This is a genomic window from Pseudaminobacter sp. Soil_N_29 (assembly GCF_057656055.1).
Map to the genome: position 1 here is coordinate 314,442 of NZ_JBDGLC010000004.1, position 12,310 is coordinate 326,751.

A 12,310-nucleotide genomic window follows, 5' to 3' on the forward strand; every position below is an offset into this window, starting at 1 on the left:
GTTTTGAATGCCGGCTTTCTCCCAGGGCCTCGAAAAGGCGCTTCACCAGGCGCTCACCTTTGCCAATGAGCGTCATCACGAGTACGCAACGCTCGAGCATCTGCTGCTGGCCTTGATCGACGACGCCGAGGCGGCGGCGGTCATGCGCGCATGCAACGTGGACCTCGAAGAGCTCCGGCGCACCGTCATCAATTACATCGATACCGAGCTGGATAATCTCGTCACCGGCTATGATGAGGATTCCAAGCCGACGGCCGGATTCCAGCGCGTTATCCAGCGCGCGGTCATCCACGTGCAGTCGTCCGGCCGCGAAGAGGTTTCGGGCGCCAACGTGCTGGTTGCGATTTTCGCCGAGCGGGAAAGCCACGCTGCCTATTTCCTGCAGGAACAGCAGATGACCCGTTACGACGCGGTCAACTACATTTCGCACGGCATTGCCAAGCGCCCGGGCGCCAACGAGAGCCGTACCCCACGCGGCGCGGAGGATGATCAGACCGGCTCGCACGGCAATGATTCCTCGGAAGACAGCGGCAAGAAGAAGCAACAGGATGCGCTGAGCGCTTATTGCGTGGACCTGAACAAGAAGGCCCGCGCCGGCAAGATCGATCCGCTGATCGGTCGCGCGGAAGAGATCAACCGCACCATCCAGGTGCTGTGCCGCCGCTCCAAGAACAACCCGCTCTATGTGGGCGATCCCGGCGTCGGCAAAACGGCCATCGCCGAGGGCCTGGCCAAGCGCATTGTCGAGGGCGACGTTCCCGACGTCTTGGCCGACGCCACCATCTTCGCGCTCGACATGGGCACGCTGCTGGCCGGCACCCGCTACCGCGGCGATTTCGAGGAGCGGCTGAAGCAGGTCGTCAAGGAGCTCGAGGAATATCCGGGCGCGGTCCTGTTCATCGACGAGATCCACACCGTCATCGGTGCGGGCGCTACGTCCGGCGGTGCGATGGATGCCTCGAACCTGCTCAAGCCGGCGCTGTCGTCGGGCGCGATACGCTGCATCGGGTCAACCACTTACAAGGAATTCCGCCAGTTTTTTGAGAAGGACCGCGCCTTGGTGCGGCGCTTCCAGAAGATCGACGTGAAGGAGCCGACCGTCGACGACGCGATCGAGATCATGAAGGGCCTGAAGCCCTACTATGAAGAGTTCCACAAGGTGAAATACACCAACGACGCCATCAAGGCGGCGGTGGAACTGTCGGCCCGCTACATCAGCGACCGCAAGCTGCCCGACAAGGCGATCGACGTGATCGACGAGACCGGCGCCTCGCAGATGCTGCTGCCGGAAGGCCGCCGCAAGAAGACGATCGGCATCAAGGAGATCGAAGCAACCATCGCCACCATGGCGCGCATTCCGCCCAAGACGGTTTCGGCCGACGATGAGCAGGTGCTGGCCAATCTGGAAAGCGAGCTGCGCCGCGTCGTCTATGGCCAGGACACCGCCATCACCGCGCTTGCCTCGGCAATCAAGCTGGCGCGCGCAGGCCTGCGCGAGCCTGAAAAGCCCATCGGCTCCTATCTGTTCTCCGGCCCCACCGGCGTCGGCAAGACGGAGGTTGCCCGGCAGCTCGCCTCGTCACTGGGCGTGGAACTGATCCGCTTCGACATGTCGGAATACATGGAGCGCCACACCGTCTCGCGGCTCATCGGCGCGCCTCCCGGCTATGTCGGCTTCGACCAGGGCGGTTTGCTCACCGATGGCGTCGACCAGCATCCGCACTGTGTGCTGCTGCTCGACGAGGTCGAGAAGGCCCATCCGGACCTGTTCAACATCCTGTTGCAGGTCATGGATCACGGCAAGCTGACCGATCATAACGGCAAGCAGGTCGACTTCCGGAACGTCATTCTCATCATGACGACAAATGCGGGCGCGGCCGACATGGCCAAGGCGGCAATCGGCTTCGGCTCGTCCAAGCGCGAAGGCGATGACATGGAGGCGATCAACCGGCTGTTCTCGCCGGAGTTCCGCAACCGTCTCGATGCCATCATCCCCTTCGGCTCGCTTCCGGTGCCGGTGGTGCATCAGGTGGTGCAGAAGTTCGTGCTCCAGCTGGAGGCGCAGCTTTCGGAGCGTGGCGTCACTTTCGACCTGTCGCCCGAGGCCGTCGCCTGGCTGGCCGACAAGGGCTACGACGAGCGCATGGGTGCGCGGCCGCTTGGCCGGGTCATCCAGGAGCACATCAAGAAGCCGCTTGCCGAGGAGGTACTGTTCGGCAAGCTCAAGAAGGGCGGCACGGTTCGCGTCACGGTCGAGACGAAGGAAAACGGCGAGACCGGCCTGAAGCTCGAGACCATCGCCGACGAGGTGCCTGTAAAGCCGAAGAAGGAAGAGCCGCGCAAGACCCCGGCCAAGAAGCCCGCGGCAAAGAAGGCGACCGCCAAGAAGGCGGTTGCGCAGAAGCCGAAGGCTCGCGACGGAAACAAGCGCAGCCTGGTGCCGCAGTTGCCCCGCAAGGGCTGATCTGACGGCGCACGGCTAGTGAATGGACCGCCGGCTGCAAAATGCGGCCGGCGGTCTTGTTATAGGTTCATACGCCGAAGCTGACGAAGCCGGCCTCGCTGATTGCCCAGGCAGGGTTCCAGGCGATTTCCCACGCATGCTCGTCTGGGTCGGCGACATAGCCGCTGAAGCCGCCATGCGGCGGTTCGACCGGCGCTTTGAGCAGGCGGCCGCCGCTGGTAACCAGCCGGTCCATGGTTGGCTGCACGTCGCTGCGCTGCGGTACATTGTGGCCCAGTGCAAACGCGCCGGGCTGCATGGGCTTGCGCCCCATATCGGCGGCAAGCGCGCTTTCCAGCCACGTGCCGAGCATGAAGCCATTCATCTGGTAGAACACGATCTCGTCGTTCTCGAACACCGGTTTCCATCCAAAACCCTCGACATAGAAGCGGCGCGATCTGGCAAGGTCGCGGATGCCGAGCGTGATGACTGAGATTTGCTGTTGCATGACATATCCCTAACGTTTCCGCGGCGCACCGTGCGGCGCGGTTTCCGTCATGGGACTTGGCGCGATGCACCAGCCAGAGCTTCCCTGAGGAAACGACCGGGCTAACCAAACCGGTCCGCCTTTTTAGACGGTCGAAGGCTAGCGGCTACTTTCCGCCTGTTCAAGAATCGACGGGGGTGTCTCCTGACAATCCTTCGCCGGCTGGCATAAGACTTTGGCGTCGTCCCCCTTTTCGCCTCATGCTAATCAGCGCTTCGATGTCCGACGAATCTGCCGCCATAACCCGGAACATTGTGCTCGCCCAGGCCGGGCGCGGCAGGTGGTATCTGCGCGGGGTGCAGACGGCGGTTTCGGTACCCGGCCTCATCCTGGCCAGCGCCTTCATTGGCTTTGCGGGCCTGGCGAAGGAATCAGGCCTCACGCTCGGCCAGGCTGTCTTTATGACTGGCTTCGTCTGGGCGCTGCCCGCCAAGGTGGTGCTGATCGGCGCAATTCTCTCGGGGGCCTCGCTGCCCGCAGCCGCCCTGGCGGTTGCGCTGTCTTCCATTCGCCTCACGCCGATGGTGGTGGCGCTTGTGCCGGAACTGAAGGGCCCGCGCACGCCGAAATGGGTGCTCTACTTCCTGTCCCATTTCGTCGCGGTCACATCCTGGGTTCTGGCCATGGAGCGGCTCAGCCGCATACCGCGTGAGATGCGTACCACCTACTATGCGGGACTGGGCTCGACACTGCTGCTGGTCAACGTGGCCGTGGTGGCCTGCGTGTACCTTCTGGCGGAAAACATGCCGCCGCTCGTCTCGGCGGCTCTCTTTCTGCTGACGCCGATGTATTTCCTGACCTCGCTGTGGGGCTCGGCGCGCGAGCGGGCAGGGCATGTTGCGATGGTGATGGGCCTCGTGCTCGGCCCGGTCTTTCATGCCCTCTGGCCGGGCTTCGACCTTCTGGCGGCCGGCCTTTGCGGCGGCCTGGGCGCCTATGCCTATCATCGGCTGTCGCGGAGGCAGGCTGCATCATGACCTTCCAGTCCATCGACGCCTGGTGGTGGCCGTTCCTGTTCATCCTTGTCGCAGGCTGGCTTGCGACCGACAGCTGGCGCTTTCTGGGCGTCTATCTGGGCGGCCGCATATCCGAAAAGTCCGATTTCCTGGTTCTGGTGCGCACTGTCGCAACGGCGCTCGTGGCGGCGGTCATCGGAAACTTGATCATATTTCCCAGCGGGGCGCTGGCGGCAGCGCCCATCGCGCTGCGAATCGGTGCGGTGGTCTTGGGCTTTGCCGCCTACATGCTGCTCGGCCGGCGCGTGCTCGCCGGCATAGTCGCCGCCGAAATCGTTCTAGCCGGTGGGCTGTTGGCGCAATAGTCTCCGAGAGACCACTGGCGACCAGTCACTAACCGCACTCGAGGCCGGAACACGCTGCCCCGGCCAGGGTCTGTCCGCTAGGGGGGGCCTCAGGCTGAGACCAGAGCAGCGCGCAGCTTCTCGGCGTTCGCGACCAGCACTTCCTGCTGTTCCATCTGCCCCGTGTGCGGCTTCAGCGCCACGCCCTCGAACCGCGGCAAAATGTGGACGTGCAGGTGGAAGACCGTCTGGCCCGCGGCGGGCTCGTTGAACTGCATCACGGTCACGCCGTCTGCTTCGAAGGCCTGCTTTGCGGCGCGGGCGATCTTCTGAACGGCGGCCATGAGGGGGCCGAATGTTGCCGGGTCGGCATCCAGAAGGTTGCGCGAGGGAGCCTTGGGCACCACCAGCGTGTGGCCCGTGCCTTGTGGCATCAGATCCATGAACGCAATCGCGTGCTCGTCCTCATAGACCTTGTGCGCCGGCAGTTCGCCGCGAAGGATCTTGGCGAACACATTGGTATCGTCGTATCTCATCATCTGCCCTCTCGTCGTCAGCGTGTTCGCGTCATAGTCGTTTCGGGGGCTTCCCGCAATCAACCGGTCAGGAATGCGAATGCAGTTGAACTATGTCTTTCTGGTCGTCGCCATCGTCTTCGAGGTCATGGCGACCGCGGCGTTGAAGGAGACGCACGGGTTCACCCGCCCGCTGCCGTCGGTGGCCACCGCCATCGGCTACGCGCTTGCATTCTACTTCCTGTCGCTTGCGGTGCGCAGCATGCCAATCGGCATCGTCTATGCCATCTGGAGCGGGGCCGGCATCGTCCTCATCACCGCAATCGGCTGGATCTGGTTCCGCCAGGCGCTCGACCTGCCGGCGCTGGTCGGCATGGGCTTCATCGTAGTGGGCGTAGGCATCATCAACCTGTTTTCAAAGACCGTGGTGCACTAGGGGCTAGTCTTCACGAGGGGAGAGGTCCTTCCGGAACGGCCCGTGCTCGTCCAGATATTCGCCGATCTCCCGCACCTCCTCGCGCTCGCGCTCGAGATAGGCGGCTACCGCATTGCGCAGCCCGGCATGGGCGATGTAGTGGGCAGACTGGGTGGTGACCGGCCGGTAGCCGCGCGCCAGCTTGTGCTCGCCCTGGGCGCCGGCTTCGACGACCCTGAGCCCGCGTGAGATCGCAAAGTCGATCGCCTGGTGGTAGCAGACTTCGAAATGCAGGAAGGGATGGTCTTCGACGCAGCCCCAGTTGCGGCCGTAGAGCGTGTCCGAGCCGATGAAGTTGATGGCGCCGGCCACATAGCGGCCATTGCGCCGCGCCATCACCAGCAGCACGTCGTCGCGCATCCGTTCGCCAACCAGCGAAAAGAATGCGCGGTTGAGATAGGGCCGGCCCCATTTGCGGCTGCCGGTATCCATGTAGAAGCCGAAGAAGTCGTCCCAGACGCGTTCGGTTAGATCGCTGCCGGTCAGCCAGTCAATTTCGATGCCTGCCGCCAGCGCCTCGCGCCGCTCCTTCTTCAGGGACTTGCGCTTGCGCGAGGCGAGCGTTTCCAGAAAACCCTCGTAGCTCGAATACCCCTCGTTAAAGAAATGGAACTGCTGGTCGGTGCGGGTAAGGAAGCCGGCCGTGCTCAGCGCCGCCATGTCATCCCGCGTGGCGAATGTGACATGGGCCGACGACACGCCGAGCCGCTCGGTCACCAGCCTGAGCCCGGAGGCGAGGGCGGCCCTGACGGAATCAGCATCGGCTGAACGGCTTGCGAGCAGCCTCGGTCCGGTCGCCGGGGTGAAGGGCACGGAAACCTGGAGCTTGGGATAGTAGCGCCCGCCGGCGCGTTCGAACGCGTCCGCCCAGCCGTGATCGAAGACGTATTCGCCTTGGCTGTGCGATTTCAGATAGCAGGGCACTGCGCCGAGCAGGGTGCCGTTCGGGTCTTCGAGGCGCAGATGGTGTCCCATCCACCCCGCACGACGCACGGCGCAGCCGGCCTCTTCAAGAATCTTGAGGAAGTCGAATGAAATGAAAGGGTTATACGGTCGGGATGAATCGTCGCGTGAAGTTCCGGTCAGGCTGTCCCACTCCGCCTTGATGAAACCGCCCATCCCGTCCACGACGCGAATGGCGTAGTCGCCATCCGCTCTTGTCTTGTTGCCGTCCCGCGTGCTGTCCATGAGGTTTTAGATACGCGCCCCTTCCGACAGTACAAGAGGCGGCCGGCACATTCAGGCAGCCCGCACCGGATCCGGCTCGAAACCTTCGAACGTCATCTGGTCGGCATGGGCGAAGGTCTGCTCCACCCCTGCCTGGGTGCACACGGTCCAGGTGATGACAGGCATGTGCAGCCTTTCGCGCACGAACCGCACGAAGCGGTTGGGCAGGTCGGACACGCTGTAAGACACAAACGAGATGTCGTGCGCGAGCATGGAGAAATGCGCCTCCAGCTCGTGGTCCTTGGTGCCGTAGGCCGTCAGCCCGGTTGGGATCGTGCCGGCATGCGCTGGAAACTGGCGGATCAGCCAGTGGTCGAAGGACATGATTGCCGCCTCGCCACGATAGGCATGCAGCAGTGCGCAGACCTTTTCCACCAGGCCTTCGTCGCGGCCGGGAATGCCCTTCAGTTCGACCACCAGCGGCACGCGGCCGCCGACGTGATCGAGCAATTCCTGCAGGGTGGGAACATAATCGGCCGTGCCGCCGATGCGCAGTGCGCCCATTTCGGCGGCGGTGCGCTGCCAGACATAGCCTTCCGTGCGCGCCAGCCGCTTCAGATCGTCGTCATGGAACACGACGGGCACGCCATCCGCCGACAGGTGCACGTCGCATTCGATGGCGTAGCCCCGGTCGATGGCACGGTCGAAAGCCGATAGCGTGTTCTCCCACACGACCTTGTTCAGGTCGTGGTAGCCGCGGTGCGCGATCGGCCGCGCCGTCAGCCAGGACAAGTTGGTCATGGTCTGCTTACCTTCAGGCGACTTCGACGATGGCTTCGACTTCGACCGAGGCGTTGAGCGGCAGCATCGCCACGCCCACAGCCGAGCGCGCATGCTTGCCCGCTTCGCCCAGCGCGGCGACGAGGAAGTCCGACGCGCCGTTGGCGACCAGGTGCTGTTCGGCAAAGCCGGGCGCCGAAGCCACGAAGACGGTGATCTTCACCAGGCGCTTGATCCGCTCCAGGTCGCCCAGGGCGGCCTTGATCTGCGCGAGAACATTGATGGCGCAAAGCTTGGCGGCTTCCTGGCCGCCGGCGGTGTCAACGTCCTGGCCGAGCAGCCCGGTGGCCCCCAGCTTGCCGTCCTTCAGCGGCAACTGGCCGGCGGTGAACACGAGGTTGCCGCTCTGCATGAAAGGCACATAGTTGGCCGCCGGCGCGGAAGCCACAGGCAGGGTAACGCCGAGCTGGCTAAGCCGGTTTTCGATTGTGTCGGTCATAGTCATTCCCTATGTCTTGGGTTGGAAATTGGTTGTCGCGCGCAAACTGCTATTTTTGCCTAGCTTCCGCCACGACTTTTTTTAAAACTGACCTCATCAGCGGTCCGTGGGGATCGCGCCACCGGAGCGTCTCCATGCGCGCATCGCGCCTTGCCCTTCTCGCCTTGGTCCCTTCTCTTGCCTTGGGCGTCGTTCCGGCTTTCGCCGGTGCTCCCCTGGTGCCGCATCGCGCCGTCTACGACTTGTCTCTCGACAAGGCTTCCGACCGCTCCGGCATTTCCAGCCTCGCCGGCCGGATGGTGTATGAGTTCAACGGCTCTCCCTGCGAAGGCTACACGGTCAAGTTCCGATTCGTCACCCAGATCGCGACCGGCGGGAACGCGCGCATGACAGATCAGCAGACCACTACCTTCGAGGATGCCGACGGCAAGACATTCAGCTTCGTCACCAAGTCCTTCGTGGACCAGCATCTCGATCACGAGGTGAAGGGCATGGCCACGCGCGAAGCGAACGGCGTCAAGGTCGCCATGGATAGGCCGGAAAAGAGCACGCTTGAACTGCCCGCAACGCAATTTCCCACCCAGCACCTGGTCGAGCTGATCGACAAGGCCAAGGCTGGCGAGACTTTTTACGAGACCAGCCTGTTCGATGGTTCCGAGGACGCCGACAAGGTCATGACCACCACCATCGTCGTCGGCAAGCAGGCCGGGGTCGACAAGGCCGATCCGGAAACGGGGGCGTTGAAGACCCTGGCCAAGGACAAATACTGGCCGGTCGACATCGCCTATTTCGATGAAAGCTCCGGGGGCGGGGAAGAGGTGCCGGAATACCGCATCAGCTTCAAGCTGCACGAGAACGGGCTGACGCGTGACCTGGTCATGGACTATGGCGAGTTCTCCATGGCCGGCAAGCTGGTCGACCTCACCCTTTTCGATACGCCCACCCAGGTCTGCAGCAAATAGCGGGGGGCCTGCGGCAGCGCGGCTGCGCCCCTTGTGCGAGCGCTGGAGGCAAAGGCGCATTGAAATCCACCAGACGGCGCCGGCTGTGCTTGCTTTTCCGCCGTCATCCCTCTATATGCGCCCCCATTCCACACACGGACTTTGGTGTCCGCCGGGAGAAATCCGGCTGAAACCTCCGGTGGCATGGAAAGGGCAGGCGGAGGCCATGGGCTTCATGGCGCAAACCTCCCTCGAAATGTCGGATGTCCGTGGAGGCCAACCGGAAAGGATAAAGAACAATGGCTCTGCCTGATTTCAGCATGCGTCAGCTTCTGGAAGCTGGCGTTCACTTCGGTCACCAGACTCACCGCTGGAACCCGAAGATGGCGCCCTACATCTATGGCGCCCGCAACAACATCCACATCATCGACCTGTCGCAGTCGGTTCCGCTGCTGCATCAGGCTCTCAAGCAGGTTTCCGACACGGTTGCCAAGGGCGGCCGCGTTCTCTTCGTCGGCACCAAGCGCCAGGCTTCGGACATCGTTGCCGACGCCGCGCAGCGTTCGGCCCAGTACTACGTCAACTCGCGCTGGCTCGGCGGCATGCTGACCAACTGGAAGACGATCTCCAACTCGATCCAGCGCCTGCGCAAGCTTGACGAACTGCTGGCTGGCGAAGCCCAGGGCTTCACCAAGAAGGAGCGTCTGAACCTCGAGCGCGAGCGCGAGAAGCTGGACAAGGCCCTCGGCGGCATCAAGGACATGGGCTCGACGCCGGACCTGATGTTCGTGATCGACACCAACAAGGAAGCGATCGCGATCCTCGAGGCCAAGCGCCTCGGCATTCCGGTTGTCGCCATCGTCGACTCCAACTGCGACCCGGACAAGGTCGACTTCCCGATCCCCGGCAACGATGACGCCGCCCGCGCGATCTCGCTCTACTGCGATCTGATCGCTCGCGCCGCCATCGACGGTATCGCCCGCCAGCAGGGCGCGCTGGGCATGGACGTCGGCGCTTCCGCCGAAGCCCCGGTCGAGCCGACGCTCGACGAGGCGCCGGAAAGCACCGCCCCCGAGGCGTAATGGCGCCGGGGGCCGTGGCCCGGCCCCCGATTTTTCCCGGATCGGGCGCGCATTGTCGCGCAGGCGTCAGGCGCATCATCGAAAAGTCGGTGGTGCGCCCACGCATTTCTAACAAAGAGGCTAAAGAATGAGCATTTCAGCAGCACAGGTCAAAGAACTCCGCGATATGACCGGCGCGGGTATGATGGATTGCAAGGCTGCGCTGGCCGAGACCGGCGGCGACATGGAAGCCGCAGTCGACTGGCTGCGGGCCAAGGGCATCGCCAAGGCCGACAAGAAGGCCGGCCGTACCGCGGCCGAAGGCCTGATCGGCGTTGCCGGCGACGGCAACAAGGCTGTCGTCGTCGAGGTCAACTCGGAGACCGACTTCGTGGCCCGTAACGATGCCTTCCAGGAGATCGTCCGCAACGTGGCCCAGGTCGCGCTCGGCATCGAGGGCGAGGGCGACGCCGTTGCCGCTGCCCCCTATCCGGGTTCCGAAAAGTCCGTCGCCGACACGATCAAGGATGCAATCGGCACCATCGGCGAGAACCTCAGCTTCCGCCGCGCGGCCAAGCTGTCGGTTCCGGCGGGCGCGGTTGCGACTTATGTCCACAACTCGGTTGCCGAGGGCCTCGGCAAGCTGGGCGTTCTGGTGGCCGTCGAGACCACCGGCAATGCCGATGCCGCCCGCGCTTTCGCTCGCCAGGTGGCCATGCATGTTGCCGCCACCAACCCGCTGGCCCTGAACGCCGAGCAGATCGATCCTGCCGTCGTCGCCCGCGAAAAGGCGATCTTCGCCGAGCAGGCCCGCGAATCGGGCAAGCCCGAGAACGTCATCGAGAAGATGATCGAAGGTCGCCTGCGCAAGTTCTACGAGGAAGTCGTTCTGCTGAAGCAGGGCTTCGTGCTGAACCCCGACCTGACGGTCGAGGCAGCTCTCAAGGAAGCCGAGAAGGAAATCGGCGCTCCGGCCAAGATCAGCGGTTTCCTGCGTTTCGCCCTCGGCGAAGGCATCGAGAAGCAGGAATCCGACTTTGCGGCTGAAGTTGCGGCTGCGGCGAAGCAGTAACACTCTTCAAGCCTAATTGACGGTTGACGAACAGGGCATCGCGTGACAACGCGGTGCCCTTCGTGTATCGCAGCTTGCAATGCCGGTTGGCTGCACGGCGCCTCGCGCCGGCGTGCATTTCATTTAAACAAACAAAAGATCCAGCGAGGACAGGATGACGGTCAAACCCTTGTACCGGCGTGTGTTGCTGAAGGCGTCGGGTGAGGCGCTGATGGGTGAGCAGCATTTCGGCATCGACGTTTCGGTGGTGGACCGCATCGCCTCCGATATCGCTGAGGCCCGGGCCCTGGGCGTCGAAGTCGGCGTCGTCATCGGGGGCGGCAATATCTTTCGCGGCGTGGCCGTAGCCTCCAAGGGCGGCGACCGCGTGACCGGCGATCATATGGGCATGCTGGCCACCGTAATAAATTCGCTTGCGCTGCGCACCTCGCTGGTCAAGCAGGGCGTCGACGCGGTGGTGCTTTCGGCAATTGCCATGCCGGAGCTCTGCGAGAGCTTCTCCCAGCGCCAGGCGACCGCCTACATGAACGCGGGCAAGGTCGTGATTTTCGCCGGCGGCACCGGCAATCCCTTCTTCACCACCGATTCGGCCGCAGCGCTGCGCGCGGCCGAGATCGGCGCCGATGCGCTGTTCAAGGGCACCCAGGTCGACGGCGTCTATTCCTCCGACCCGAAGATCGACCCCACCGCGACGCGATACGAGCGCATTACCCATGCCGAGGTGATCGCCAAGGGGCTGACAATCATGGATACGGCAGCAATTGCGCTTGCGCGCGAAAACAACATTCCGATAATCGTCTACTCGATACACGAGCAGGGCGGTTTCGGTGAAATCCTCAGGGGCGGTGGCCGCTGCACGGTCGTCGCCGAAACGTAAACCGCAGTGATGGCCTGACGGACTTCAAGGTCAAGGAGAGTAAGAGATGAGCAACGGGGCAGATTTCAACGACATCCAGAGGCGCATGGAAGGCGCGATCAACGCCTTCAAGCACGACCTGGCATCGCTGAGAACCGGGCGCGCGTCCAGCAACCTGCTCGATCCGATCCAGGTTCAGGCTTATGGCTCTGCCATGCCGATAACGCAGGTGGCCACCGTTTCCGTGCCCGAGCCGCGCATGATCTCTGTCTCGGTCTGGGACAAGTCGATGGTCGGCGCTGTCGACCGCGCTATTCGCGAATCCAACCTCGGCTTCAATCCGATCGTGGACGGCACCACGCTGCGCATTCCGCTACCGGAACTCAACGAGCAGCGCCGCAAGGAACTCGTCAAGATCGCTCACACCTATGCCGAGAACGCCCGCGTCGCCGTGCGCCACGTGCGCCGTGATGGCATGGACCATCTCAAAAAGGCCCAGAAGGACGGCGACATCAGCGAGGACGATTCCCGCACGCAGTCGGAACGGGTCCAGAAGCTCACCGACGAGACGATCAGCACGATCGACAGCCTTCTGTCCGGGAAGGAAGCCGAGATCATGCAGGTCTGAGGCGTGACTGGCCAAGCCGGCGGCAT

General features: G+C 63.4%; 14 protein-coding genes. 9 read left to right on the forward strand and 5 right to left on the reverse strand.

Annotation, left to right across the window (positions count from 1 at the left end; genetic code table 11):
* Positions 1–7 precede the first annotated feature (7 nt).
* Entirely contained in the window at positions 8–2,464 is a 2,457-nt protein-coding gene (gene clpA / locus AC3A4H_RS12285; RefSeq protein ID WP_487766901.1) for an ATP-dependent Clp protease ATP-binding subunit ClpA, read from the forward strand.
* A 67-nt stretch (positions 2,465–2,531) separates the two neighbouring features.
* Here the strand turns inward: clpA and AC3A4H_RS12290 are convergent, their stop codons facing one another.
* Positions 2,532–2,951, reverse strand: a complete 420-nt coding sequence (locus AC3A4H_RS12290) for a VOC family protein (RefSeq protein ID WP_487766902.1) — start codon at positions 2,949–2,951, stop codon at positions 2,532–2,534.
* A gap of 257 nt (positions 2,952–3,208) precedes the next feature.
* On the opposite strand from AC3A4H_RS12290, the gene AC3A4H_RS12295 reads away from it, so the two are divergent.
* On the forward strand, positions 3,209–3,967 hold the full coding sequence (locus tag AC3A4H_RS12295) for an AzlC family ABC transporter permease (RefSeq protein WP_487766903.1): 759 nt from the start codon (positions 3,209–3,211) through the stop codon (positions 3,965–3,967).
* Positions 3,964–4,311 (forward strand): AzlD domain-containing protein, encoded by a 348-nt coding sequence (locus tag AC3A4H_RS12300; protein ID WP_487766904.1) that lies wholly within the window; start codon positions 3,964–3,966, stop codon positions 4,309–4,311. Before AC3A4H_RS12295 ends, AC3A4H_RS12300 begins: the two co-directional genes overlap by 4 nt.
* An 89-nt stretch (positions 4,312–4,400) precedes the next feature.
* Here the strand turns inward: AC3A4H_RS12300 and AC3A4H_RS12305 are convergent, their stop codons facing one another.
* On the reverse strand, positions 4,401–4,826 hold the full coding sequence (locus AC3A4H_RS12305) for an HIT family protein (RefSeq protein ID WP_487766980.1): 426 nt from the start codon (positions 4,824–4,826) through the stop codon (positions 4,401–4,403).
* 79 nt (positions 4,827–4,905) lie between these two features.
* Here AC3A4H_RS12305 and AC3A4H_RS12310 point away from each other — a divergent pair, with 79 nt between their 5' ends.
* Positions 4,906–5,241, forward strand: coding sequence for a DMT family transporter (locus tag AC3A4H_RS12310; protein ID WP_487766905.1), 336 nt, complete (start codon positions 4,906–4,908; stop codon positions 5,239–5,241).
* Between the two features lie 3 nt (positions 5,242–5,244).
* Here the strand turns inward: AC3A4H_RS12310 and AC3A4H_RS12315 are convergent, their stop codons facing one another.
* The 3 genes from AC3A4H_RS12315 to AC3A4H_RS12325 are packed head-to-tail and all read right to left on the reverse strand — an operon-like array spanning position 5,245 to position 7,726.
* Positions 5,245–6,468, reverse strand: coding sequence for a GNAT family N-acetyltransferase (locus AC3A4H_RS12315; RefSeq protein ID WP_487766906.1), 1,224 nt, complete (start codon positions 6,466–6,468; stop codon positions 5,245–5,247).
* A gap of 51 nt (positions 6,469–6,519) precedes the next feature.
* Entirely contained in the window at positions 6,520–7,248 is a 729-nt protein-coding gene (locus AC3A4H_RS12320; RefSeq protein ID WP_487766907.1) for a glycerophosphodiester phosphodiesterase, read from the reverse strand.
* A gap of 13 nt (positions 7,249–7,261) precedes the next feature.
* Positions 7,262–7,726, reverse strand: a complete 465-nt coding sequence (locus tag AC3A4H_RS12325) for a RidA family protein (RefSeq protein WP_348779535.1) — start codon at positions 7,724–7,726, stop codon at positions 7,262–7,264.
* A 134-nt stretch (positions 7,727–7,860) separates the two neighbouring features.
* On the opposite strand from AC3A4H_RS12325, the gene AC3A4H_RS12330 reads away from it, so the two are divergent.
* The 5 genes from AC3A4H_RS12330 to frr all read left to right on the forward strand — a co-directional run bounded on the left by AC3A4H_RS12330 (position 7,861) and on the right by frr (position 12,284).
* Entirely contained in the window at positions 7,861–8,688 is an 828-nt protein-coding gene (locus AC3A4H_RS12330) for a cell envelope integrity EipB family protein (protein WP_348779536.1), read from the forward strand.
* Between the two features lie 278 nt (positions 8,689–8,966).
* On the forward strand, positions 8,967–9,749 hold the full coding sequence (gene rpsB, locus AC3A4H_RS12335; protein WP_348779537.1) for a 30S ribosomal protein S2: 783 nt from the start codon (positions 8,967–8,969) through the stop codon (positions 9,747–9,749).
* 127 nt (positions 9,750–9,876) lie between these two features.
* A complete protein-coding gene (gene tsf, locus AC3A4H_RS12340; RefSeq protein WP_348779538.1) occupies positions 9,877–10,800 on the forward strand; it encodes a translation elongation factor Ts in 924 nt (307 codons plus the stop codon).
* A 154-nt stretch (positions 10,801–10,954) separates the two neighbouring features.
* Complete coding sequence (gene pyrH, locus AC3A4H_RS12345) at positions 10,955–11,677, forward strand: UMP kinase (RefSeq protein ID WP_487766908.1); 723 nt, start codon at positions 10,955–10,957, stop codon at positions 11,675–11,677.
* A 46-nt stretch (positions 11,678–11,723) separates the two neighbouring features.
* Positions 11,724–12,284, forward strand: a complete 561-nt coding sequence (frr, locus tag AC3A4H_RS12350) for a ribosome recycling factor (protein ID WP_487766909.1) — start codon at positions 11,724–11,726, stop codon at positions 12,282–12,284.
* Positions 12,285–12,310: the final 26 nt, after the last annotated feature.

Excerpts from the sequence above, each read along its gene's own strand:
- clpA (WP_487766901.1), top strand. The coding sequence starts at position 8 with ATGCCGGCTTTCTCCCAGGGCCTCGAAAAGGCGCTTCACCAGGCGCTC.
- AC3A4H_RS12290 (WP_487766902.1), bottom strand. The coding sequence starts at position 2,951 with ATGCAACAGCAAATCTCAGTCATCACGCTCGGCATCCGCGACCTTGCC.
- AC3A4H_RS12295 (WP_487766903.1), top strand. The coding sequence starts at position 3,209 with ATGTCCGACGAATCTGCCGCCATAACCCGGAACATTGTGCTCGCCCAG.
- AC3A4H_RS12300 (WP_487766904.1), top strand. The coding sequence starts at position 3,964 with ATGACCTTCCAGTCCATCGACGCCTGGTGGTGGCCGTTCCTGTTCATC.
- AC3A4H_RS12305 (WP_487766980.1), bottom strand. The coding sequence starts at position 4,826 with ATGAGATACGACGATACCAATGTGTTCGCCAAGATCCTTCGCGGCGAA.
- AC3A4H_RS12310 (WP_487766905.1), top strand. The coding sequence starts at position 4,906 with ATGCAGTTGAACTATGTCTTTCTGGTCGTCGCCATCGTCTTCGAGGTC.
- AC3A4H_RS12315 (WP_487766906.1), bottom strand. The coding sequence starts at position 6,468 with ATGGACAGCACGCGGGACGGCAACAAGACAAGAGCGGATGGCGACTAC.
- AC3A4H_RS12320 (WP_487766907.1), bottom strand. The coding sequence starts at position 7,248 with ATGACCAACTTGTCCTGGCTGACGGCGCGGCCGATCGCGCACCGCGGC.
- AC3A4H_RS12325 (WP_348779535.1), bottom strand. The coding sequence starts at position 7,726 with ATGACCGACACAATCGAAAACCGGCTTAGCCAGCTCGGCGTTACCCTG.
- AC3A4H_RS12330 (WP_348779536.1), top strand. The coding sequence starts at position 7,861 with ATGCGCGCATCGCGCCTTGCCCTTCTCGCCTTGGTCCCTTCTCTTGCC.
- rpsB (WP_348779537.1), top strand. The coding sequence starts at position 8,967 with ATGGCTCTGCCTGATTTCAGCATGCGTCAGCTTCTGGAAGCTGGCGTT.
- tsf (WP_348779538.1), top strand. The coding sequence starts at position 9,877 with ATGAGCATTTCAGCAGCACAGGTCAAAGAACTCCGCGATATGACCGGC.
- pyrH (WP_487766908.1), top strand. The coding sequence starts at position 10,955 with ATGACGGTCAAACCCTTGTACCGGCGTGTGTTGCTGAAGGCGTCGGGT.
- frr (WP_487766909.1), top strand. The coding sequence starts at position 11,724 with ATGAGCAACGGGGCAGATTTCAACGACATCCAGAGGCGCATGGAAGGC.